The organism is Bacillus cereus group sp. MYBK195-1, assembly GCF_051916605.1.
Classification (GTDB): domain Bacteria; phylum Bacillota; class Bacilli; order Bacillales; family Bacillaceae_G; genus Bacillus_A; species Bacillus_A cereus.
Genome location: NZ_JBQAGZ010000001.1, coordinates 451085 through 473724, shown reverse-complemented (window position 1 = coordinate 473724; position 22640 = coordinate 451085). Strand labels below are relative to the sequence as shown.

Genomic DNA, 22640 nt, shown 5'->3' with positions numbered 1-22640 from the left:
CTGCGGCTCTTTTTTTATCATTATTCACCTTTATATGCTTCCATATAAATTTCTTTCAGCTCTGAAATAAGCGGTAACTTTGGATTAGCAGTTGTACATTGATCTTCAAAAGCTCTTTCTGCTAATACTCCAACAACCTCTTCAAATTGCTCTTTATCGACTCCTTGTCCCGCAATACTCATATTAATATTTAAGCTTTTTCCAAGCTCAATAATTGCTTGGACGAGTGATTCCACCCCTTCTGCTGCCGAACTTGCTGGAAGACCGAGCATTCTCGCTATATGTGCATATCTTTCATCTGCCACAAAGTGCTCATATTTTGGGAACAATGCGTGTTTTCTTGGCTTAATAGCATTATAGCGGACTACGTGCGGCATTAGAATGGCATTTGCGCGTCCGTGCGGAATATGGAATTCTGGTCCAATCTTATGTGCTAAGCTGTGATTAATACCGAGGAAAGCGTTTGCGAATGCCATCCCTGCAATTGCAGAAGCGTTATGCATTTTTTCTCTTGCTTCTTCATCATTTCCATCTTTATATGCTCTCGGTAAATATTTGAATACGAGATCAATGGCTTTTAATGCTAATCCATCTGTATAGTCATTTGCCATAACAGACACATACGCCTCAATTGCATGTGTTAAAACATCCATACCAGTATCTGCTGTTACATGTGGTGGTACTGTCATTACAAATTGTGGATCAACAATTGCTACATCTGGTGTTAATTCATAATCTGCGAGCGGATACTTTATATTATTTTTCTTATCTGTAATAACCGCAAATGGTGTCACTTCTGATCCCGTTCCTGATGTCGTTGGAATCGCAACAAACTGCGCCTTATTTCCTAATTCCGGATATTTACATGTACGTTTTCTTATATCTAAAAATTTCTGTTTAATACCATAGAATGTCGTTTCTGGATGCTCATAGAATAACCACATTCCTTTTGCTGCATCCATAGCTGAACCACCACCAAGTGCGATAATTACATCTGGCTTAAAGCTTTTCATCATTTCCGCACCTTTGAAAACAGTTTCATCTGATGGATCTGGTTCGACCTCAAAGAAAACTTCAACTTTCACATCATTTGCATTCTTGTTTAAATAGTGCGCGACTGTATCGACATAGCCATGTTCAACCATTCCGGGGTCCGTTACAATAAATGCACGTGAAATGTTAGGCATATTTGCTAAATAAGCTGTAGCATGTTTTTCAAAATAAATTTTTGGTGGCAGTTTGAACCACTGCATATTCTTTTTTCTATTTGCCAGCCTTTTTATATTTAATAAATGAGTCGCTGTTACATTTTGGGAAACTGAATTCTTTCCGTATGAACCACAACCAAGTGTAAGTGATGGAATAAATCCATTATATATATCCCCTATTCCACCTTGTGATGAAGGTGCATTTACAATGAGACGGCAAGCTTTCATACGTAACCCAAATTGCTTTTGCACATCTTTATTTGTAGAATGGATAACTGCTGAATGTCCTAAACCACCGAGGTTCAACATTTCTTTGCAATATGTAAATCCTTCTTCTAATGAATTCGCCTTCACACAAGCTAATACTGGACTCAGTTTCTCACGAGATAACGGATATGCTGCTCCGATACCTTGAATTTCAGCTACAAGCATTTTTGTATGTTCAGGAACAGTGATCCCAACTAAATCGGCAATATACTGTGCTGATTTCCCTACAATATCACTATTTACTGCACATGTATTTTCATTTATAACGAGCTTTTCTAATTTTTTTCTTTCTTCTTCTGTTACAAAGTAACAATTGTTTTCAATCATTTCTGTTTTAACATCATCATAAATTTCTTTATCGACAATGATTGCTTGTTCCGATGCACAAATCATACCGTTATCAAATGTTTTCGATAAAATTAAATCATTAACAGCTCGTTTTACATGTGCTGATTTTTCTATATAACACGGTACATTACCAGGACCAACGCCTAACGCTGGTTTTCCAGTAGAGTAAGCTGATTTCACCATACCAGCGCCTCCAGTTGCTAGAACGAGTGCTACACCATCATGGTTCATCAATTGTTTCGTCGCTTCAACAGACGGTCTTTCAATCCATTGAATACAGTGTTTTGGTGCACCAGCTTTCATCGCTGCATCATATACGGTTTTCGCTGCTGCCACAGAACATTTTTGTGCGGAAGGATGAAATGCGAAAATAATTGGATTTCTTGTTTTTATCGCAATTAACGCTTTAAACATTGTTGTCGACGTTGGATTCGTTACTGGCGTTACCCCAGCTACTACACCGACAGGTTCCGCGATTTCTATTATTTCTTCATGAGGATCTTCGTGAATAATCCCTACCGTTTTATCTTGCTTTATACTATGCCAAATATATTCAGTGGCAAAAATATTTTTAATGCATTTGTCTTCATATACACCACGGCCAGTTTCTTCAACTGCCAATTTTGCTAGCGGCATATGTTGATCAACACCTGCTAATGCCATTTCATGAACAATGTTGTCAATTTCCTCTTGTGTAAAACTTTCTAATGCTTGTAAAGCTTGTTGACCATTATTTACTAGCGTATCAATCATCTTTTTTACTTCCTGCATTTCATTTACAACTTTCTCTTTGACTACCATGTGAATTTCCTCCTATTCTACTATCGCGGTCCTTATATGTCCCTATAGGTCAAAATAAGTCCCAATTAACACAAAAAAATAGAGATGCTTTCCTACATGAATTTCATTGTTTGTGAAAAGTTTCACAAGTTTGTTCGTGAGTAACATTTCCTGAATTCAATATACATGAAATCATTTCGTTTGTGTATGTCTATTTTGTGAAATGTTTCACAAATAATGTAATAAAAAAATGCACCGCTAATATAGAGCAGTGCATTTTTTATTATGCTAGCGCTTGTGCTAAATCTTCAATTAAATCTTCACCATCTTCAATACCGACAGAAATACGAATTAATGTATCTGTAATTCCTAATCCTTTGCGGCGATCGGCTGGGATTGATGCATGTGTCATTTGAGATGGAATAGAAATTAAACTTTCTACCGCTCCTAAGCTTTCAGCAAGTGTAAAGTATTGTAGTTTCTCAAGTACTTTATTTAATGTCTCTTCACTATCTACATCAAATGAGATAATAGCACCAAATCCGTTTGCTTGTTCTGTTGCTAATTCGTGGTTTTGATGTGATTCAAGACCTGGGTAATATACTTTATTTACTTTTGGATGATTATTTAAGAACTCAGCAATAGCGCGTGAATTCGTTTCATGTTCTTCCATACGAATTCCTAATGTTTTTAAACCGCGAAGTAGTAAGAAGCTATCTTGTGGCCCAAGAATACCTCCTGTTGAGTTTTGTACAAAGTGAAGATCTTCTGCTAGTTGTGGACTATTTACAACTACTAAACCTGCAACTACGTCACTATGACCTCCTAAATATTTCGTTGCACTATGAAGAACAATATCTGCTCCTAAAGAAATCGGCGACTGCCAATATGGCGTCATGAATGTGTTATCAATAATTGTTAATAAGTCTTTCTCTTTAGCAAGAGTAGATATTTTCTTAATATCAGTAATTTTTAGTAGTGGATTCGTTGGTGTTTCCACATAAATTGCTTTCGTATTTGGACGAATCGCTTCTTCAACTTCCTCTAAGTTTGTTGTATCTACAAATGTATGCTCAATACCGAAACGGTTTAATACTTTCGTAATAACGCGGTATGTTCCGCCATAAACATCATCTGTTAAAATTACGTGGTCACCTTTTGAGAACAACATAATTGTCGCTGTAATAGCAGCCATTCCTGAACCAAATGCAAATCCAGCATGCCCATTTTCTAATACAGCAATCATTTCTTCTAAAGCTGCACGTGTTGGGTTACCTGTACGTGAATATTCATATCCTTGATGCTTACCAACTGCTTCTTGTTTGTACGTACTTGTTTGATAAATCGGTACGTTTACAGATCCAGTTGAAGGTTCTCCTATGCGAATACCATGAATTAACTTTGTCTTTGCTCTCATTTTTTATTCCCATCCTTTGTATATGTCTTTACTTAAATAGCGCTCACTGCTATCAGGAAAAATGGTTACAATATTTGTACCTGGTGCTGCCTTCTCTGCCTCCAGTAAGCTCGCATGAAATGCTGCTCCTGAAGAGCTCCCAACGAGAAGTCCTTCTTTTTGGGCTAATTCTTTCACTCGTAAAAATGCATCTCGATCAGAAATCGTATGAATTTCATCAAAATAAGATGTCTTCAAAAATGGCGGGATAAATTCCAGTCCAATTCCTTCGGTCTCATGTGAACCAGCCTTACCACCATTTAAAATAGATCCTTCTGGCTCTACAATCACTGTTTTAATATCTATATTTTTTTCTTTCAAATAAGATGCAGTCCCCATAAACGTACCGCCAGTTCCTGCTCCAGCAACAAATATGTTAATCTCTCCATTCAATGCGTCCCACAGTTCAGGTCCTAATGTTTTAAAATATGCACGAGGATTTGCCTCATTTGCGAACTGACTTGGAGAATATGAATTCGGTAGTTCATTTACTAACTCTTTTGCTTTAGCAATTGCACCGGTCATTCCTTCCTCAGTCGGTGTATGCACGACCGTTGCACCTAGTGCTTTCATTAATTCTTGTTTTTCAATACTAAATTTCTCTGGTACACAAACGATAACACGTAAATCATGTTCTAATGCTGCAAGTGCCAGTCCAATACCAGTATTCCCAGCAGTCGGTTCAATAATTGTTCCACCCTGGGTAACAAGCCCTTTTTCTAGCGCATCTTCGATTAATTCTCTTCCTAAACGATCCTTAACGCTTCCGCCTGGGTTATAAAATTCAAGCTTTGCAAATAAACGGACCCCTTTCGGAAGTGAAAAACGAGTAATTTCTACAATTGGTGTATGACCAATTAACTCATGAACTCCACGATATACATTCATCGTGTTCTCCCCCTTGTTTGCCAATAAAGAAAAGGCAACTGTATGTATTTTCTTTATATGAGACAGTTGCCTTTTTGTTACATTACTTTAACTCTTCTAACACTTTTACAATAAAGTTTGTAGAGTGAAGAGCTGCTTGATCTAAAAACTGATCAAATGAAACATTTGATTCTTTACCAGCAATATCAGAAAGTGCGCGAATGATAACAAACGGAATTTCATATTGGTGGCATACTTGTGCAACTGCTGCTGCTTCCATTTCTACCGCATAAAGATTTTCAAATTTATCACGGATGGCTGCAACGCGGTTCGGATCACTCATAAATGAATCACCTGTTGCAATCATACCTTTTACAACTTGAATATTTTCTTCAGCCTGCATACATTTCTCAGCTAATGCAACTAACGCCTCATCAGCTTTAAATCCAGGCGGCATTCCTGGTACTTGACCATATTCATAGTTAAATGCTGTTACATCTACGTCATGGTGACGAACTTCAGTGGAAATAACTACATCACCTACGTTTAGAGAATGATGGAATCCACCAGCTGAACCAGTATTAATTACTTTTTCAGGCTTATATTTTTCTAATAAAATTGTCGTTGACATCGCTGCGTTTACTTTACCAATACCAGACTTTAACAAGATTACTTCATGCCCTGCTAATAGCCCTTTCGTAAATTCACAACCTGCAACTGTTTCTGTCTCTGCTTGTTCTAATTTGTCACGTAAAATACGTACTTCTTCTTCCATTGCTCCAATTACAGCAATTCTCAATCTAATCCCTCTTTCTATTGCTTAGTTGCCTCCATTACCCAAACGAAATGATTTAATCTCGTGAACGTTACATGGAAGCCATTGTTTTCAAAAATAGTCTGCATAACTGGAATACGTGTATAGTATTCCGTTTGCAAATCGTTTGCTAACTGGTGGAAACCTCTTTGTTTTGCTGTTTCAACAGTTTTATCATATGCATCTTGATCTGCAAATATCGTATCAGCAAACACTATTTTACCACCTTTGTTTAGCAATTGACTATACTTCGCAATCGCTACATTTTTTTCATCATCTGTTAAATGATGAAATGCATAGGTGCTTACAATGGTATCAATTGAATTTGGAACTTCAAACGAAAGAAAATCACCGTCTGTAATTGAAAATTCTTTTGGCAATTTCTCTTTTGCAATCATGCGCATTTCACGCGACGGTTCTATACCGTAAACTGTGCGGCCAGCAAGTAATAATTTATCTGTTAAATTACCTGTACCGACACCAAATTCTAATACATTACCAAATGACTTGTTAACTACATCCTCTAGAATGTCCTCATAATGGGCGAAAACTTCTTTATATTGTATATCTTCGCCTTGTACAAATGAGTCGTACGTATGAGCCCACTCATCAAATAAACCATTAAATTCTGTACCCATAAAAATTCCCCTTTTTCTTATCGGTTTTATCAGTATGATATTCCCTCTTTCTAAAAATGTCAATTGAAATGTACATGGTATTTCCTTCTTTTCTTTGTTACACTATAGTTGATTACATAGGAGAGGGGCCGTCTTCATGTCATTTACCTTTGAAATGTTAGAAGATAAAGTAGAGTTTTTTGAAGCGGGAGACTTAGCTTCTTTAGAACGAAAAATTAGTGAACAAATTGATAATAATAAAGCACTTATGCTTGAAGTTCATCACATCTCACATCAGATGGTTATGGATCCTGAAAGCAAAAGACCGTATTATAGCGCGGTTGTTCATTTTAAATTAAAGAAATTGCGTTAACAAAAAAGAGAAGCTCCTAAGGAGCCTCTCTTTTTTAGTTTAGAGTTTGAACAAGTACTGGTTTCCAGCCCTCATTGTCTACCCAATCAATATTTACATAATATCTTTTCCCACTTTGCTTATCTTGAACATCACCATAAGCTTTACTCTTTCCAGTTTTGTCTCTTCCAACAAAATGGAATACTAATTGCTCTTTCGGTACTTCAACACCTGCAGCAATTGCACTTTGCATCTCATTCCAATCTGATGAACCCTGTTTAAACGTCATCGCTGGTGATGAACCTTGTTCTGTTCCTACAGCTTTCCAAGAAGGTTTTGTATACGCCTCTTTTGCCTTAGATACAGTTTTCTCAGCTGATACTTTCTCGTTAGCTTTCGCTTCTTCTTCAGCTTTTTTCTGTTCTTCTTCAGCCTTTAGCTTCTCTTCTTCAGCTTTTTTCTTGGCTTCTGCTTGCTCTTGTTCTTTTTCTTTTTTCTTAGCAGATTCTTTATCTTCTGATTTTCCAGCTTTCTCATTCTTTGTTGTTTGTTGAGAGACTTTCTTATCAGTAGAAGATGCTTGCTCTTTCGTACTAGGAACGAACAATTGATATGCTACAATAGCTACTAATAGTAATACAATAGCGATTGCAATATTTAAAACACCGTTTTGACGACGTTTTTGTTGTTTCTGTTGGAATCTTGATCCTCCTGCCATTCTCCAAACCTCCATGCAGTTTTTCCTAATTGCTATTGTAACATTAAATCTAGAAAGGTTGAACATTTACAATGATATTTTCATGAAATGAAGACATTTCACTATAAATTGCAAGATTACTTTTCATTCTCCAATTGATAGATTGCTCCTACCATATCTTTAAAAATAGGTGTAACTTTATTCACTTTGCTATCAGTCTCTAGATCAACAACAACTAAAGCATATCTTGGATTCTCATACGGAAAATAACCTGCAAACCAGCGATTCACCCTCGTCCCTTTCCCTGTTTGCGCTGTCCCGGATTTTCCAGCGACACTTAGTGGCAACGAACGGAATGCCGTTCCTGTTCCTTTCTCCCTTGTTACAACGCCTCTTAATAACTCTTGTAATGTTTTCACTGTTTCATACGAAAGCTGTTTTCCATTTAACGTATGGCTCTCAAATGTAAAAAAATCCGCTCCATTTTTATATACTATTTTTTCAACTGCTTTCACTTCCATCTTTTCTCCATTCCTCGCAATCGTCGCCATCATATTTGCAATTGCTAGAGGTGATATACGTACATCTTTCTGTCCAATTGCTGTTTGTTCTACCGCTTTTTTACTATTTTTATTTTCTTCATTCCCCCAAATAGTAGTACCCTTTTCTTCTGGCATTTGCTCAAAATGAGGTGTATGAAATACAGAACCTTTCCATCCAACCTTTTCATTTGCTCCTAAAGCTGCTACGTATGTTTCTAGTACCGTCTTATCCTTTTGTAATAGCTCGTTACCTAACTCGGAAAATGTCCTGTTACAACTCCTAGCAAAGCTCTCTTTAAAGTTAAGTGTACCCATCCTAACTTGCGGGTCGTTTTCACCATATAAATCTTTATTACAGTTAAATGTCCGATTAAACAAATTTACTTTTTGATCAATGACTGCAGCTGCAACTACTGTTTTAAAAACAGAGCCTGGAAAATGTGGCGTTAACATTTGATTTTCAAGTGTAGTTTTATATAAATTCTCATCCCTTACTTGTAAAGACGGCTTACTAGCCATCGCTAATATTTCATTTGTCTTTACATCTAGTAATACTAGTCCCCCCTTCTTTATTTCGTTCGCTTCAATCACTTCTTCTGCTTTTTGCTGCAACTCTTTATGTAAAGTAGTTTGAATCCTAACTGGATAAAATGGATTTCCTGGTGAAGTGTATTTCGCTTGCTTTCCGAAAATTGGTTCTCCTTGCCGATCTACTTGATATAATACTTTTGCCTCTCCATCAGTCAATAGAAATTCATCAAATGATTGCTGTAATCCTGAAATACCTATCGGCGTTTGTTTTGAGATTCTTTTCAATTCTCCATATCGCTTTTGAAACTCCCTTTCGTTCTCCCCTACATCACCAATTAAATGATTTATCTCTCCAGTTTGTTTTAATCGCACTTCAGCTGCTACAATACCTAATACATGTAATTCATTTACCTTCTCCATCTGCTCTCGTGTCACTCGAAATGGAGCAGTTTCTCCTTGTAGTGTAAATGCATTTTTATTATTTTTCATTTGTCTTCTAATCTCTTGTCTCGACACACCAATGATATGCGCGATTTTCTCTAACATGTCATTTTTTATTTGTAAAAATGGAAAAATAATTAAAACAGGATATTTTTCCTCACCTATTTTTTTACCATTACGATCTATAAACTGCCCACGTCCATCGTCTACTGTAATGGATTGTGTGCGTTGCGTAACACTTTTTTCAATTAAATTTATTTTGCGATCAGTAAATGATTCTGTATCTATAATTTGAATTTGGATTAAACGACAAAGCAATACAAACATAACGCACATAAAACAAATTAAAACAATTGTAATTCTCCGTTTTATTTTCATAAAAAACACCTCGTCTATTGTAGTTTAGACGAGGTACTATTTTATTTATACAATCTCCAAAACAAAAACAGATATTATATAAGGCTATTATTGTTTCTTTGGCTTCTCTAAAAATTTCATAAGAAGCGATCTAAATTCAGTTTCATTCACTCCAGTGTTTTTAGCAACTTCAATTACAGTGGTTGTTACATTAGCCGCTATTTTTAAATAATCCTTACTAAGATTATCCATTTCATTTCTTTTTTCTTTTGCATTCTCAACTGTTACAGAATCAATACAAGTAATCATCTTATCTACAATATGTAAATAATTATTTTGTGCATCTATTATTTTTTGAATATCATCTTTATTACTTACTTTCGATTGTTTTAAATATGTATATGCTTGATTCACTTCATCTTTTAAAATTTTATCATTATTCTTCGCCTGTTCTTGTAACATATTCTTCATATCATCTATTGTTTTTTGATCCATCGAATCTCGCAATAAATAATCTGGATTCCCAATTGCGTAATCATACTTAATCGTTACATCTTGAAATATTTTCATGACAATTGCTAATTGATACGCTACATCAAAATCATTAAATTCCTTTTTATCTTGTGGATTTTCTAAGGCTTTTGAACTCTCAGTTGCTTTAATATCCTTTTTTTCTTCTTGCTTTACTTTTTCTCCCTTTGATGATGTAGTTTCTTCATTCGTTCCGCATGCAGCAAGTCCTAATATAGAGATACTACAAACCAATCCTGTAAAGATTTTATGTTTCATAATTAGCCCCTTTTCCCTTTTAAAAACTATGGTCTCTAATTATGATATCAAAGCTTAAAATGTTTTTTTGACATTTTTTGTCGAATCACTCTAAGGTTTACACAAATTTTTCTATTCTACAGATAAAAAGAAACTTTAATTAGCCCTCACCAAGCGGGCGTTTACGAGCAGTCCGATGCCCACCTAACTTCTTTGCTTCCGCTGAATTTTGAGATGGTGGTCTTACTGTCTGGCAAATAGCGGGATAAAAAAAAGATTCTCCCGATAGGAGAATCTTTTTTTTATTTTACAGAGACAATCTCTACTTGCATTTCTCCGCCTGGTGTTTGGATTGTTACTTTCTCACCAATTTGCTTACCTAATAAGCTTTTTGCGATTGGAGAATCGTTAGAAATTCTTCCTTCGAATGGATCAGCTTCCGCGCTACCTACGATTGTATACGCTTCTTCATCTCCGTTTGGTAATTCTTTAAATGTTACTGTTTTACCTAATGTAACAACAGTAGATACTTCGCCAGTATCTTTAATGATAACTGCGTTACGAATCATATTTTCTAATTGTGTAATACGTCCTTCTACGAACGCTTGCTCATCTTTCGCTGCATCGTACTCAGAGTTCTCAGAAAGATCCCCGAAGCTACGTGCGATTTTAATACGTTCTACTACTTCTTTACGTCTTACTGTTTTTAATTGCTCAAGTTCGTTCTCTAGTTTTTGCTTACCCTCTTGCGTCATAGGGTATGTTTTTTCTGTTGACATATTTTCCACTCCTTTTATATACCAATCCCCCGAAAAAAAGAGGAGTTCCATATGAAAACTCCTCCGCTTCCATTGTTAGCGGAGGTTTCTAGTACCCTTGCACTAGCGGAGTTGTCACATACAACCCCGTATTTCCAATTCTTCTTTATATAAAGAAGATATGTATGGAAAGTTGATATAAATATGCCCTCACCTATATATAGATGAGGTTGCATGTTTCATTGTATTCGATAGGAAGGGAAAAAATCCCTTCCTACCGTATATCTTTTACTATGCTATTACAAATTTACTTTTTGTTCAAGAATTGTTGCAATTTTTGTCACCATAATATCAATTGCAACGTGGTTTTGTCCACCTTCAGGGATAATAATATCCGCAAATTTCTTAGAAGGCTCAATAAATTGATTGTGCATTGGACGTACAACATTTACGTACTGATCAATAACTGAATCCATCGTACGACCGCGCTCTTTAATATCACGTTGCATGCGGCGCAGAATACGAAGGTCAGCATCCGTATCAACGAATAATTTAATGTCCATTAACTCGCAAAGACGTGGGTCTTCTAAAATAAGAATTCCTTCTAAAATAATTACATCTTTCGGCTCAACCGGAATAATTTCTTCTGAACGCGTATGCAATGTATAGTCATATACAGGCTTATCAATTTGCTCATATGCAAGCAACTGCTGCAAATGTTCAATTAACAGATCATTATCAAACGCAAGCGGATGATCATAATTTGTTTTTAAACGCTCTTCCATTGGTAAATGGCTTTGATCTTTGTAATAATAATCTTGCTCTAAGATTAAAATAGAATGACCTTTAAAATGGTCAAAAATCGCTTTCGTTACACTCGTTTTACCTGATCCCGAACCACCAGCAATTCCAATTACAACAGGCTTATTCGTCCCCATTCGACTATCACTCTTTCTTATTGAAGTATGCTTTTGCGCATCATATTATTCACATACACTCGTTGATCCACTTTGAATTTCACGATTTGCAACGGATGTCTCGCTGCATCTAATTCGTTTCCATCCTCATCCCAAATTTTCTCCACCGTTTGCGTAAAGTTTTCTATTTCTGGTCCAAAGAACTCCACTTCATGTCCTGGTTTGAAATGATTACGTTGCTCAATCGTTACGATGCCCGTTTCTTCATTATAATCTAACACTAAACCAGCAAAATCATACGTTGTTTTCTTACTATGATTTCCAAACATTTGCTCTTGATGTCCTGGAACCCCTTCAAAGAATGCAGGAGCTGTATCACGATTTGCACATTTATCAAGCTCATCTAACCATTCTTGTTTAAACTCAAAGTTATCTGGATCCGCACAATACGCATCAATTACTTTACGATATACAGTTGCTACAGTCGCTACGTAATGGATTGATTTCATACGTCCTTCTACCTTTAAGCTATCGATTCCGATTTCAATCATTTTTGGAATTGATAAAATTAAATTTAAATCTTTTGGACTCATCGCAAAGTGAGCATCTCCTTCTTGGAATAGAGGAAGCTCTTTTGCATCTTTATGTTGTGATACTGTTTGAACTAAATCATAATCCCAGCGGCAAGATTGGCAACAACCACCACGATTAGAATCACGCGCTGTCATATGGTTACTTAATGTACATCTTCCTGAATATGCGATACACATTGCACCATGGACGAATGCTTCAATTTCAATATCCACTTTTTCTTTAATTTCTTTCATTTCTTCATAGCTTGCTTCACGAGCTAATACAAGGCGATGTAAACCTTCTTCTTTCCAATACTGTGCTGCTTTCCAGTTGGATAGTGATTGCTGTGTGCTTAAATGCACCTCAACAGAAGGCGCTACGCGTTTACAAGTCTCAATGATAAGTGGATCAGCAACGATAATTCCCGTTACGCCAGCTTTTTCAATCCCTTTTAAATATTCCTCTAGCCCGTCCATATTTTCATTATGTGCAAAGATATTTGTTGTTACGTATATTTTTGCTCCATACTTCTTTGCAAACTCAACGCCTTCTGCCATTTCTTCTAGCGTAAAGTTACCTGCATTCGAACGAAGACCAAATTCTTGTCCACCTAAATATACAGCATCTGCCCCGTAATGGATAGCTACTTTTAATTTTTCTAAGTTACCCGCAGGGATTAACAGTTCAGGTTTCTTCACAATAACACGTTTGCCATCGATCACTCGTGAAATTTCTTGTACAGTCATTTCCTACACCCTCCTCGTTTAGTAAACCGTTTCTTTAAAGAAGAATCCTGTATCTAACGGACGATTTACTGGTTGCATTTCTTCTATTTCTTTATATAGACCATCTTTCACGTCATAATATGCATCACGATCTTCTACGCATAAATCAATCGCTTGACGATATTTCTTCGTTACTTCAATAATATATTCAGAGCTTTTTAGTACACCGTCGATTTTTAAGCTATCAACTTCAGCATCGATTAGTTCCTCTAATTCATCGATGAAACAAATGTCGTTCGGACTCATAATGTGAGTACCATTTTCATCTTCATAAATTGGATATTTATTGTTACGCTCTGGGTCATATAAGAACATATTCTCTTCATATTTTTTCTTTTCAATGTCAAGATTACGTCCTTGATACTCAAAGTAGTTTCCTACTAATGAACGCTTCGATTGGAACATACAAGTCATACCGTGAATTTGTACTTCCAGTTCCACTTCAGCATTTTCTTTTAAATCAACAATTTCATCTAAGCTAAGCTCACGAGCTAATACAGCACGCTTTGATCCTCTTTGTCCCCAGTAATTACAAGTGAACCAGTTTGTTGCTGTCGTTTCTGTATTCCAGTGCAACTGCATATTTGGTGCTACTTCACGAACAGCCATTAATACCGCTGGATCTCCGAAAACAATTGCATCTACATTTACTTCGTTTAAAAATGAAACGTAATCTGTTAATTCTTCTACTTTATCGTTGTGGAACATAGCGTTCATGGCTACGTATACTTTCACACCATTTTCATGTGCAATCTTCACAGCTTGTTTTACATCTTCACGTGAAAACTCCCCTGCTAAACGTAAACCAAACTTTTGCTCACCGATCATTACCGCATCTGCTCCTGCTTTCGCAAGTTGTTCGATATCCGCCACCGCTCTTGGCGTTACTAACAATTCAGGTTTCTTCATACCTTGGTCACCCTCTCTTTTTACTAACAGCTACTCCATCACCAATTGGGAAAATCGTTGTATCATATCCTTCATGGTTCATAAGCCACTCATTGTACGTCTTAATACGACGGATTAAACCACGTGTACGTCTGTTTTCAATTTTCTCTTTTGTCGTTACAAGACCGTGGTACATAACATTATCTGAAATAATTACGCCACCAGGATTTAATAACGGTTCATATAAGTCAAAAAAGCGACGATACTGTCCTTTTGCTGCATCAATAAAAATAACGTCAAATGTCCCGTGTTCTTTTACTTGTTCACCTGTCTCTAACGCATCACCGTAAATAACTGAAATACGATCTGTTACTGGGGAACGTTCTATATATTCAAGTGCTTTTTCATATCGCTCACGATTGCGCTCAACTGTCACAATACGTGAATTTGGAATAGCTTGCATCATACGAATACTAGAATAACCGATTGCTGTTCCAAGTTCTAAAATGCTTTTCGGTCCAATTAAACGTAAAAATTGCAGCATAAATTCCATTCCAAGTCGATCCATAATCGGCACATGATTTTCTGTTGCATATTCTTCCATTTCAAGAATTAATTTATCTTTCGGATCAATAAATGATAATAGGTACTCGTTAACTGCATCCTCCATAAATGGTCCTCCTTATTTACATGGAGAAGTGCCTCTATGACGTCTTTTCACACATAGAATGCAATAAAAATACAAGCCAGCTTTACCCTTAGCTTGTACGTCCCGTTTTGATATTAAAAACGATTCTTCTGCCAGTTTTTAACCCGATATATTTTACCACAAAAAAGAGGGATGTGCGACTTTTTTCGCTATCCCTCCCCATTTCACTGTTTTTTCGTAATGTATTTTTGCTTTAATGCATTATGCTCTTCTAATGTTTTCGCATAGTACACTTCACCACTTGGTGCAGCTAAGAAATAATAATAATCTGTTTGCGCAGGTTCTAACGCAGCTTCTACTGAATGTTTACCAGAGTTTGCGATTGGCCCTACCGGCAATCCTTTTACAACATACGTATTGTACGGTGAGTTGACCTTTAAATCTTCGTATAATACACGTTGTTTATGCTTTCCAAGTGCATATAATACCGTTGGATCCGTTTGAAGCGGCATACCTTTTGCTAAACGATTATAAAAGACACTAGAGATCTTTTGACGATCTGTAAAACCAGTTGCCTCTTCTTCAATAAGTGAAGATAATGTTAAAAGTTGATGAACATCCCAATTCTTCGCTTTCATTGTCGCCTCATTTTGAACAATGATTGCATTTGTTTTCTCAAGCATTGGAATTACAATTTCTTCTAACGTCGTATCTTTCTTATAAAACGAATACGTTGCAGGATATAAATAACCTTCTAATGGGTATTTAATATTGCTATCAAAGATTTTATCCGTTAATAACTTCGGATACTTTTGCTGCATTTTTTGAATAAATGCTTTATCGTTTAATTGACGCGTAACATCATCTTTATTCCACTTTAGTTCTGTCGCAATCGTTTCTGCAATTTCAGTTACTTGCGCCCCTTCTTTAATCGTCACTTTATAAAGAGCTGGACGATGCACATTGCCAGATGACATTTGTTCGATCACATCTTCAGCACTCATTGAAGGGTTTAATAAATATGTACCTGCTTGTAAACTTTTCGATTTAGCCTTTGTATAAAAACTAAAAACTGTACCGTTTTTCACAGCACCTTTTTCTTCTAAAATTTCTCCAATTTTACTTGTAGATGATCCTTTCGGAATTTCTACTTCAATCTCTTTTTTATTCCCGCTATCAACTGGTCCTAATGCGGATGAAATATACGCATAGACTGAACCACAAACTAAAAGCAGTGCAATAATCGAAAATAAAAAGATACGTCTACGCTTCTTTTTCACTTGATTCTCTATCAAAACATTTCCTCCTTACTTAATTGTAGACCGTATGTACACCTTTCTATACAGCACGATGTAAAAACGCAAAAAATTCACTTATCTTTTTTAATTGACACTTTATTTTTCTACAATCCGTCTCATTATACTACAAAGACTTACACAGTTTCGACAAAAAATCTTTCATTTTACATATAAATACAAAAAAAAGATGGACTGTATGTCGTCCATCTTTTCAGTACTTATTATTCAGCTTCTTGCTCATCAGCTAGAGTGTTGAACATTTCTTGTACCATTTCCCACTCTTCTTCAGATTCGATTGGAAGTAAAGTTCCGCCCTCTTCTTCATTTTGCTCATAAGCCATTGCATCATAAATTTGGTCTCCATCTTCGTCTACTTCACCGATTGGAGAGAAGACTACGTATGATTTTTTTCCAAATTTTTCAGCGTCAAAAGTGAAAATAATTTCACATAAATGTTCGTTACCTTTTTCGTCTACAATTGTAATTTGATTTTCTTCCATTTTGGTCACCTCTTATTTACTATCTAAAAATCCTTGTAAGATTACGACTGCAGCCATCTTATCAATTACTTGCTTTCGCTTCTTACGGCTTACATCGGCTGAAATGAGCAGACGTTCCGCTGCCATTGTTGACAAACGCTCGTCCCACATTACAACGTCTAATTGTAACAGCTCTCGTAGGTTTTCTGCAAATTGTTGGCACGCTTCACCACGCGGGCCAATTGTACCATTCATATTTTTAGGTAAACCTACTACTATCTTGTCCACATTGTACTGCTTTACTAACTCAGAAATACGATCAAAACCAAAGTGACCTCGTTCTTCGTTAATCTTAATTGTTTCTAATCCTTGTGCTGTCCAGCCCATTTCGTCGCTAATTGCAACTCCGACTGTTTTTGTACCTACATCTAAACCTAATATCCGCATAAACTACTCCTCACGATGATGTTTCAAGTAAGACTTCACAAGCTCTTCAATTAACTCATCACGTTCAAGCTTGCGAATGATGCTACGTGCATCTTTATGGCGAGGTATGTATGCTGGGTCTCCACTTAATAAATAACCGACGATTTGGTTAATCGGATTATAGCCTTTTTCTTGAAGTGCATCATACACAGTTAAAAGTACATCATTTACATGGACACTCTGTTTTTCATCTTGAATGCTAAACTTCATTGTTTTATCAAAACCGTCCATTTCAAGCACCTCACTTATATAGTAAGTATAGGGAGAAGAACTTCTCCTCTCCCTACCATTGTACACTACTATCTCTTTATTTTGAAACAGATTTAACGTACTCTTGTACAAATGCTAAAGCTTCTTCGACTTGAGCTGGGTTTTTACCCCCTGCTTGTGCCATATCAGGACGGCCGCCACCGCCACCGCCGCAACGAGAAGCTACTTCTTTCACAAGTTTACCAGCATGGTAACCTTGGCTAATTAAGTCTTTCGTTACACCTGCTAGGATGTTTACTTTATCGTCATTAACAGACGCTAATACAACAACTGCTGACTCTAATTTATTTTTCAAGTCATCCATCATCGTACGTAAGTTGTTCATATCTGCAACATTTACTTTCGCTGCTAATACATTCACCCCATCAACTGTCATTACAGAATCAGTTAAGTTTCCAGCTTCGATATTGCTTAATTTCGCAGCAAGAGATTCATTTTCTTTTTGCAGTTGTTTCACTTCAGCAAATAGACCATCAACTCTTGTTAAAATATCTTTCGGATTTGTTTTCATTTTTCCTGCTGCTTCTTTTAATAAACCTACTTGATCGTTCATTAATTCGTATGCAGACTTACCAGTTACTGCTTCAATACGACGAGTTCCTGCACCGATACCAGATTCAGCAACGATTTTGAAAATACCGATAGAAGCTGTATTATCAACGTGACAACCACCACAAAGCTCTAAGCTGTAATCGCCAACTTGTACAACGCGTACAACATCTCCGTATTTTTCACCGAATAATGCCATTGCGCCCATTTCTTTCGCTTCTTCAATTGCTTTTTGAGAAATCTCAACATCAATACTTTCCCAAATTTTCTCGTTTACCATACGCTCAATTTTTTCTAATTCGTCAGCTTGTACTTGACCGAAGTGAGAGAAGTCAAAGCGTAGACGTTCAGAAGTTACAAGAGAACCTGCTTGGTTAACGTGTGTTCCAAGTACGTCTTTTAATGCTTGGTGTAGTAAATGAGTTGCTGTATGATTTTTTACAACGCTACTACGATTTTTCGTATCGATAATAGCTTTTACAGCCGCATCTTTCGTTAATGTTCCTTCTTCAACAACAACTTTATGCAAGTTTTGGCCGTTTGGTGCTTTTTGTACGTCTTTTACAAGAACTTTCACACCATCTGCAAGAAGGTAACCACGGTCTGCAATTTGTCCACCGCTCTCAGCATAGAATGGTGTTACATCAAGAATTAACTGTCCTTCTTCACCAGCTTGTAAGCTGTCTGTGTATTCGCCGTTTTTCACAAGTGCAACAACGTTACTTTCTGTTGCAACTGTACCGTAACCAACGAATTCGCTCGCTACTTTAATTTCTCCAAGGACACCACCTTGAACTTGCATAGAATCAACGTCTTGACGAGCAGCACGTGCACGCTCACGTTGTTTTTCCATTTCATTTTCAAAACCTTCATGATCAACTGTCATGCCAGCTTCTTCTGCATATTCTTCTGTTAATTCAATTGGGAAACCGTATGTGTCATATAGACGGAACGCATCTACTCCAGAAATAACAGTTGTTTTTTCTTCTTTTGCTTTTGCAATTACTTCAGCTAAAATCGCTTCACCATCATGAAGTGTTTCATGGAAACGCTCTTCTTCGTTCTTCACAACTTTCGCAATGAAATCTTTCTTTTCAAGTACTTCTGGATAGAAGTCTTTCATTACTTCTCCAACAACCGGTACTAATTCAAACATAAATGGACGGTTGATGTTTAATTTCTTCGAATAACGAACAGCGCGGCGTAATAAACGACGTAATACATAACCACGGCCTTCGTTAGATGGAAGAGCACCGTCACCAACAGCGAATGTTACTGTACGGATATGGTCAGCAATTACTTTGAATGCCATATCTTTTTCTAAATCGCCATTACGATATTTTTCACCAGAAATTGTTTCTGTTGCACCAATCATCGGCATGAATAGGTCTGTATCAAAGTTTGTAGGCACATCTTGAACGATAGATGTCATACGCTCTAGACCCATCCCTGTATCAATGTTTTTCTTAGGAAGTGGTGTATATGAACCGTCTGGATTATGGTTAAATTGAGAGAATACAAGGTTCCATACTTCTAAGTAACGTTCGTTTTCTCCGCCTGGATATAATTCTGGGTCACTAAAGTCATTACCGTAAGCTTCTCCGCGGTCATAGAAAATCTCTGTATTCGGTCCACTTGGGCCTTCACCGATATCCCAGAAGTTTTCTTCTAAGCGGATAATACGCTCTTTGGGAACGCCCATTTTCTCATTCCAAATTGTGAATGCTTCTTCATCTTCTGGATGGATTGTAACTGATAGTAATTCTTTATCGAATCCGATCCATTTGTCGCTCGTTAAGAATTCCCAAGCCCAAGTAATTGCTTCTTCTTTAAAGTAATCACCGATTGAGAAGTTTCCTAACATTTCAAAGAATGTATGGTGGCGAGCTGTTTTCCCTACGTTTTCAATATCGTTTGTACGAATTGATTTTTGGGCATTTGTAATACGTGGATTTTGCGGGATTACACGTCCATCAAAATATTTTTTTAATGTCGCTACACCACTGTTAATCCATAACAGAGATGGATCTTCATGCGGAACTAGTGATGCACTAGGTTCTACTGCATGTCCTTTTTCTTGGAAAAAGTCTAAAAACATTTGACGAATTTGTGCGCCTGTTAGTTGTTTCATTGTATTTTCCTCCTTAAATATAAAAAACTCCCGTCCCTATAAAAGGGACGAGAGTTAACTCGCGATACCACCCTAATTATGAATTGATTACAATAACAATCAATTCATCACCTCATGGTGCCGTAACGTGGCAAGACGGCAGTGATTAGCTGCTCTCAGGATTAGCTTTCTGTTACCCTTCATTTAAAGCTTCTTTCAGCCATATGGAAGCTTCTCTCTATAAATGGACTGTAACGTACTTGTTCCGTCATTGATTTAATGTATTATATGACTAAATATAATAGAATTCTCTTAAGTTTGTCAATGTAGATAATCATTTATATTGGATTAATTACTTATTAATCATAAGTATTCTACTATTCATTCTTAACAGCCTTTTCATATAGTATGCATTTATTAATAAATCGGAATCTCCTTATAAGAATAATTTATAAAAATTTCTAAATATTACTTTTTTTGTTATAATTAAATTATTGTTAATAAAATAAAGGAGCGATCACAATGACAACCTTACTTAGCAAAGCTAAAAACATATTAGCGACTGACGAAACGATATTATTTTACGCAGCATGTTCATTAGACATATTTATTTATCGTTCCGTCGCAAGGCCAGGATTGCTAATTTTAACGAACAAAAGGCTATTCTTTTATGGGCCAGATATAAGTAAGAATCCAATATTTGAAGAGTACTCTTTCGCAAAAATTTCTAATCTAAAAGAACAAAAGCGTCTTTTCAACAATCAAATTGTATTTATGTATGATAACGAATGGAAAAAAATAAAACATATTCAAACAAATGATGTGAGCTCCCTCGTTCAAAAGATACACGAGCAGCTTTCTAAATAAATATATGATTAGCCCTCTATTTCTTACATAGAGGGCTTCTATACTTACACATCTTCTTTTTTCAAGAGAGGTCTCACATGAACAATGACAGTGCGAATAACTGCTAAAATCGGAACCGATATTAGCAATCCTACAATCCCAGCTACCTCTCCCCCAACTAGTAAGGCAAGCATAATAATAACGGGATGCATACGAAGTGACTTACCAACGATGTAAGGCGATAAAATGTTACTCTCCACAAATTGCAAAATCGCAATTGTGATCCCCGCCTTAATAAGTAAACTCGTTGATACTGTTGCTGCAATCATTAACGTCGGGATTGCTCCTAAAATAGGACCGAAGTACGGGATTATATCCGTTACCCCAATAATAATGCCAAGCAATAATGGATATTTCATACCGATAAACCAAAAAGAAAGAGCTGATACTCCCCCTAATACTAAACAAACAAATAACTGTCCTCGAATATAACTTCCAAGTGATTTATCAATTTCTTTCGCAAGCATTTGCCCCGTACCTCGCCATTTACTTGGGACTAGTTTCCAAAAGATATGATAAAACTCACCATAATCTTTTAATATGTAAAATACAATGAACGGTATTAAGAAAATAATGAGCAATGAATCGAGTACACCACGAGCTGTACTCATCACTTTATTTAAAAGCGCTTGAATCTTCGTTTCCACACCCACAAAAAGTTGTTTCACCTTTTCATGAATGAACGAAGGGAAATTCGCCGTTTGTTCTGTAACGCCATCCATCCACGAATCGTACATTTTTGTAAACTGCGGAAATTGTTCATTAATCTCTTGTAACTGCTTAATAACGACTGGTGTTCCTTTATAAATCCCATAACCAATTCCGCCAAAGAAAAGGATATAAATGAGCAAAATGGCAAGTGTACGGGGCATCCCTTCCTTATGAATTTTTTCAATTAAAGGGTGCAATAAATACGCAATAAAACACGCGATAAGAAACGGCGTAATCGCTACTTTAAATACAAAAATAATCGGTGCCCATAGCGGCTTAATTTTTAAAAAGACGAGCAGACAAAGAAAAACAAGTAACAATAATCCTAAACGATATATCCAAATGATTTTAAGATTCTTCACATGAAAAACCTCCTCCACCTTTATTTTGAAAATAAATGGGGTAGGTTATGTGCGAAACTTTTAAAATCTTTTCATACGGACCATACTGTTTTTTAAAGACGTACATATAAATAACATAACAAGGACAACCACCCCTGAGAATACAGCATGAATTAATATAATCAGGAGGGCTAATTATGGTTTTGTTTATGCTTGGATTATCAGCACTTTTTATGATTCTTGAATGGATTTGTATCGGGTTCGGTATTTGGAAGGGGTTCTTTATTCATTCCTCACGTAAAGAAAAAGCGAAGCAATTATGGCAGTATGGAATACTTGGCGTTGGCTGCTACGGTCTATCTTATCTTTTCTCAGAGATCGGACTTTTTTATTTGCATATGGGTGCATAAAAAAACTCCCTTGTCTACAAGGGAGTTTTTCACTTTATCGAAATGATTATAAGTAAGACTTAATCATCTTACGTGCTTTTTTCATATTGCGTTTTGAAAATACATCTTGCTTACGAGCATATTGATATGCTGCAGCTCCAACACCTAATGCGATTAATGAATTGCGTAGATTCAAAGTAAATCCCCCTTTTCGTTATCCGATCGTTCTTTCATTCTCATCAAATAAATCATCAAGAGAGCTTAGTGAACCATCTTCCTCAACTTGATGCGTATGGATTTTCCCCTTTGAAACCGATAATTCGATATAACAATTCCAGCAATAAAATTGGTTGACACCTATTTTTCCAATGTCTTTCCCTTTGCAATTTGGACAAATAAACATATGGCTTTCATCTCCTTACAGTCTCCCAGATTCTATTCGCCATTATGTCCAAACTGCATTCATTTATACATTTTACTGGAGCC

At 36.4% G+C, this 22640-nt stretch carries 24 protein-coding genes and 1 other annotated feature; of the genes, 3 read left to right on the top strand and 21 right to left on the bottom strand.

The window, feature by feature from the left end:
* Positions 1 to 20: 20 nt before the first annotated feature.
* From adhE to ACTFRY_RS02525, 5 genes are all read right to left on the bottom strand, one after another.
* The gene (gene adhE / locus ACTFRY_RS02545; RefSeq protein ID WP_016118651.1) at positions 21 to 2624 is read right to left on the bottom strand and encodes a bifunctional acetaldehyde-CoA/alcohol dehydrogenase; all 2604 of its coding nucleotides are present in this window, start codon (positions 2622 to 2624) and stop codon (positions 21 to 23) included.
* A 262-nt stretch (positions 2625 to 2886) separates the two neighbouring features.
* Positions 2887 to 4020 (bottom strand): bifunctional cystathionine gamma-lyase/homocysteine desulfhydrase, encoded by a 1134-nt coding sequence (locus ACTFRY_RS02540; protein WP_098616176.1) that lies wholly within the window; start codon positions 4018 to 4020, stop codon positions 2887 to 2889.
* Positions 4021 to 4023: 3 nt separating this feature from the next.
* Positions 4024 to 4947 carry an O-acetylserine dependent cystathionine beta-synthase gene (locus ACTFRY_RS02535; protein WP_016118652.1) on the bottom strand — a complete coding sequence of 308 codons (924 nt, stop codon included), beginning with the start codon at positions 4945 to 4947 and terminating at the stop codon, positions 4024 to 4026.
* A gap of 82 nt (positions 4948 to 5029) precedes the next feature.
* The gene (gene mtnN, locus ACTFRY_RS02530; RefSeq protein WP_001217024.1) at positions 5030 to 5725 is read right to left on the bottom strand and encodes a 5'-methylthioadenosine/S-adenosylhomocysteine nucleosidase; all 696 of its coding nucleotides are present in this window, start codon (positions 5723 to 5725) and stop codon (positions 5030 to 5032) included.
* 14 nt (positions 5726 to 5739) lie between these two features.
* Positions 5740 to 6378 carry a class I SAM-dependent methyltransferase gene (locus tag ACTFRY_RS02525; protein WP_000536313.1) on the bottom strand — a complete coding sequence of 213 codons (639 nt, stop codon included), beginning with the start codon at positions 6376 to 6378 and terminating at the stop codon, positions 5740 to 5742.
* Positions 6379 to 6514: 136 nt separating this feature from the next.
* On the opposite strand from ACTFRY_RS02525, the gene ACTFRY_RS02520 reads away from it, so the two are divergent.
* Complete coding sequence (locus tag ACTFRY_RS02520; RefSeq protein WP_000010984.1) at positions 6515 to 6730, top strand: YrzA family protein; 216 nt, start codon at positions 6515 to 6517, stop codon at positions 6728 to 6730.
* Between the two features lie 34 nt (positions 6731 to 6764).
* Here the strand turns inward: ACTFRY_RS02520 and ACTFRY_RS02515 are convergent, their stop codons facing one another.
* The 13 genes from ACTFRY_RS02515 to alaS form a co-directional block, all read right to left on the bottom strand.
* A complete protein-coding gene (locus tag ACTFRY_RS02515; protein ID WP_000897099.1) occupies positions 6765 to 7427 on the bottom strand; it encodes a YrrS family protein in 663 nt (220 codons plus the stop codon).
* 116 nt (positions 7428 to 7543) lie between these two features.
* Positions 7544 to 9298 (bottom strand): peptidoglycan D,D-transpeptidase FtsI family protein, encoded by a 1755-nt coding sequence (locus ACTFRY_RS02510; RefSeq protein ID WP_000695140.1) that lies wholly within the window; start codon positions 9296 to 9298, stop codon positions 7544 to 7546.
* 87 nt (positions 9299 to 9385) lie between these two features.
* The gene (locus tag ACTFRY_RS02505) at positions 9386 to 10066 is read right to left on the bottom strand and encodes a hypothetical protein (protein WP_000680878.1); all 681 of its coding nucleotides are present in this window, start codon (positions 10064 to 10066) and stop codon (positions 9386 to 9388) included.
* Positions 10067 to 10347: 281 nt separating this feature from the next.
* Entirely contained in the window at positions 10348 to 10824 is a 477-nt protein-coding gene (gene greA / locus ACTFRY_RS02500; RefSeq protein WP_000102591.1) for a transcription elongation factor GreA, read from the bottom strand.
* Between the two features lie 278 nt (positions 10825 to 11102).
* Positions 11103 to 11741, bottom strand: a complete 639-nt coding sequence (gene udk / locus ACTFRY_RS02495; protein WP_000537078.1) for a uridine kinase — start codon at positions 11739 to 11741, stop codon at positions 11103 to 11105.
* Positions 11742 to 11758: 17 nt separating this feature from the next.
* On the bottom strand, positions 11759 to 13039 hold the full coding sequence (locus tag ACTFRY_RS02490) for a peptidase U32 family protein (protein WP_000217974.1): 1281 nt from the start codon (positions 13037 to 13039) through the stop codon (positions 11759 to 11761).
* An 18-nt stretch (positions 13040 to 13057) separates the two neighbouring features.
* On the bottom strand, positions 13058 to 13987 hold the full coding sequence (locus ACTFRY_RS02485; protein ID WP_086424095.1) for a peptidase U32 family protein: 930 nt from the start codon (positions 13985 to 13987) through the stop codon (positions 13058 to 13060).
* 7 nt (positions 13988 to 13994) lie between these two features.
* Positions 13995 to 14636 carry an O-methyltransferase gene (locus ACTFRY_RS02480; protein WP_000389102.1) on the bottom strand — a complete coding sequence of 214 codons (642 nt, stop codon included), beginning with the start codon at positions 14634 to 14636 and terminating at the stop codon, positions 13995 to 13997.
* A 203-nt stretch (positions 14637 to 14839) separates the two neighbouring features.
* Positions 14840 to 15910 carry an endolytic transglycosylase MltG gene (mltG, locus tag ACTFRY_RS02475; protein ID WP_016118655.1) on the bottom strand — a complete coding sequence of 357 codons (1071 nt, stop codon included), beginning with the start codon at positions 15908 to 15910 and terminating at the stop codon, positions 14840 to 14842.
* Between the two features lie 224 nt (positions 15911 to 16134).
* Positions 16135 to 16413, bottom strand: a complete 279-nt coding sequence (locus ACTFRY_RS02470) for a DUF1292 domain-containing protein (RefSeq protein WP_000392247.1) — start codon at positions 16411 to 16413, stop codon at positions 16135 to 16137.
* 12 nt (positions 16414 to 16425) lie between these two features.
* Positions 16426 to 16839: a Holliday junction resolvase RuvX gene (ruvX, locus tag ACTFRY_RS02465; RefSeq protein ID WP_001221193.1), complete on the bottom strand. Its 414-nt coding sequence runs from the start codon at positions 16837 to 16839 to the stop codon at positions 16426 to 16428.
* Between the two features lie 3 nt (positions 16840 to 16842).
* The gene (locus ACTFRY_RS02460) at positions 16843 to 17109 is read right to left on the bottom strand and encodes an IreB family regulatory phosphoprotein (protein WP_000348590.1); all 267 of its coding nucleotides are present in this window, start codon (positions 17107 to 17109) and stop codon (positions 16843 to 16845) included.
* Positions 17110 to 17185: 76 nt separating this feature from the next.
* A complete protein-coding gene (alaS, locus tag ACTFRY_RS02455; protein WP_000811825.1) occupies positions 17186 to 19828 on the bottom strand; it encodes an alanine--tRNA ligase in 2643 nt (880 codons plus the stop codon).
* 40 nt (positions 19829 to 19868) lie between these two features.
* Positions 19869 to 20088, bottom strand: a binding site (T-box leader).
* A 241-nt stretch (positions 20089 to 20329) separates the two neighbouring features.
* Here alaS and ACTFRY_RS02450 point away from each other — a divergent pair.
* A complete protein-coding gene (locus ACTFRY_RS02450; RefSeq protein ID WP_061664889.1) occupies positions 20330 to 20674 on the top strand; it encodes a PH domain-containing protein in 345 nt (114 codons plus the stop codon).
* Between the two features lie 44 nt (positions 20675 to 20718).
* On the opposite strand, the gene ACTFRY_RS02445 is transcribed toward ACTFRY_RS02450, so the two are convergent.
* Complete coding sequence (locus ACTFRY_RS02445; protein ID WP_000793128.1) at positions 20719 to 21786, bottom strand: AI-2E family transporter; 1068 nt, start codon at positions 21784 to 21786, stop codon at positions 20719 to 20721.
* 176 nt (positions 21787 to 21962) lie between these two features.
* Between ACTFRY_RS02445 and ACTFRY_RS02440 the strand changes: the two genes are divergently transcribed.
* On the top strand, positions 21963 to 22175 hold the full coding sequence (locus ACTFRY_RS02440; protein ID WP_000242535.1) for a hypothetical protein: 213 nt from the start codon (positions 21963 to 21965) through the stop codon (positions 22173 to 22175).
* 46 nt (positions 22176 to 22221) lie between these two features.
* Here ACTFRY_RS02440 and ACTFRY_RS02435 read toward each other — a convergent pair whose 3' ends face one another.
* A complete protein-coding gene (locus tag ACTFRY_RS02435) occupies positions 22222 to 22350 on the bottom strand; it encodes a YrzQ family protein (protein ID WP_001053553.1) in 129 nt (42 codons plus the stop codon).
* Positions 22351 to 22368: 18 nt separating this feature from the next.
* On the bottom strand, positions 22369 to 22557 hold the full coding sequence (locus ACTFRY_RS02430) for a hypothetical protein (RefSeq protein WP_000469281.1): 189 nt from the start codon (positions 22555 to 22557) through the stop codon (positions 22369 to 22371).
* Between the last annotated feature and the right edge of the window lie 83 nt (positions 22558 to 22640).

What these genes read in the sequence shown, in the direction of transcription:
- greA (WP_000102591.1), bottom strand. Translation starts at nt 10,824, where the DNA reads ATGTCAACAGAAAAAACATACCCTATGACGCAAGAGGGTAAGCAAAAA.
- ACTFRY_RS02490 (WP_000217974.1), bottom strand. Translation starts at nt 13,039, where the DNA reads ATGACTGTACAAGAAATTTCACGAGTGATCGATGGCAAACGTGTTATT.
- ACTFRY_RS02440 (WP_000242535.1), top strand. Translation starts at nt 21,963, where the DNA reads ATGGTTTTGTTTATGCTTGGATTATCAGCACTTTTTATGATTCTTGAA.
- ACTFRY_RS02505 (WP_000680878.1), bottom strand. Translation starts at nt 10,066, where the DNA reads ATGAAACATAAAATCTTTACAGGATTGGTTTGTAGTATCTCTATATTA.
- ACTFRY_RS02515 (WP_000897099.1), bottom strand. Translation starts at nt 7,427, where the DNA reads ATGGCAGGAGGATCAAGATTCCAACAGAAACAACAAAAACGTCGTCAA.
- ACTFRY_RS02525 (WP_000536313.1), bottom strand. Translation starts at nt 6,378, where the DNA reads ATGGGTACAGAATTTAATGGTTTATTTGATGAGTGGGCTCATACGTAC.
- ACTFRY_RS02485 (WP_086424095.1), bottom strand. Translation starts at nt 13,987, where the DNA reads ATGAAGAAACCTGAATTGTTAGTAACGCCAAGAGCGGTGGCGGATATC.
- udk (WP_000537078.1), bottom strand. Translation starts at nt 11,741, where the DNA reads ATGGGGACGAATAAGCCTGTTGTAATTGGAATTGCTGGTGGTTCGGGA.
- ACTFRY_RS02460 (WP_000348590.1), bottom strand. Translation starts at nt 17,109, where the DNA reads ATGGACGGTTTTGATAAAACAATGAAGTTTAGCATTCAAGATGAAAAA.
- ACTFRY_RS02450 (WP_061664889.1), top strand. Translation starts at nt 20,330, where the DNA reads ATGACAACCTTACTTAGCAAAGCTAAAAACATATTAGCGACTGACGAA.
- adhE (WP_016118651.1), bottom strand. Translation starts at nt 2,624, where the DNA reads ATGGTAGTCAAAGAGAAAGTTGTAAATGAAATGCAGGAAGTAAAAAAG.
- ACTFRY_RS02430 (WP_000469281.1), bottom strand. Translation starts at nt 22,557, where the DNA reads ATGTTTATTTGTCCAAATTGCAAAGGGAAAGACATTGGAAAAATAGGT.
- ruvX (WP_001221193.1), bottom strand. Translation starts at nt 16,839, where the DNA reads ATGCGGATATTAGGTTTAGATGTAGGTACAAAAACAGTCGGAGTTGCA.
- ACTFRY_RS02520 (WP_000010984.1), top strand. Translation starts at nt 6,515, where the DNA reads ATGTCATTTACCTTTGAAATGTTAGAAGATAAAGTAGAGTTTTTTGAA.
- ACTFRY_RS02540 (WP_098616176.1), bottom strand. Translation starts at nt 4,020, where the DNA reads ATGAGAGCAAAGACAAAGTTAATTCATGGTATTCGCATAGGAGAACCT.
- ACTFRY_RS02480 (WP_000389102.1), bottom strand. Translation starts at nt 14,636, where the DNA reads ATGGAGGATGCAGTTAACGAGTACCTATTATCATTTATTGATCCGAAA.
- ACTFRY_RS02510 (WP_000695140.1), bottom strand. Translation starts at nt 9,298, where the DNA reads ATGAAAATAAAACGGAGAATTACAATTGTTTTAATTTGTTTTATGTGC.
- ACTFRY_RS02535 (WP_016118652.1), bottom strand. Translation starts at nt 4,947, where the DNA reads ATGAATGTATATCGTGGAGTTCATGAGTTAATTGGTCATACACCAATT.
- alaS (WP_000811825.1), bottom strand. Translation starts at nt 19,828, where the DNA reads ATGAAACAACTAACAGGCGCACAAATTCGTCAAATGTTTTTAGACTTT.
- ACTFRY_RS02470 (WP_000392247.1), bottom strand. Translation starts at nt 16,413, where the DNA reads ATGGAAGAAAATCAAATTACAATTGTAGACGAAAAAGGTAACGAACAT.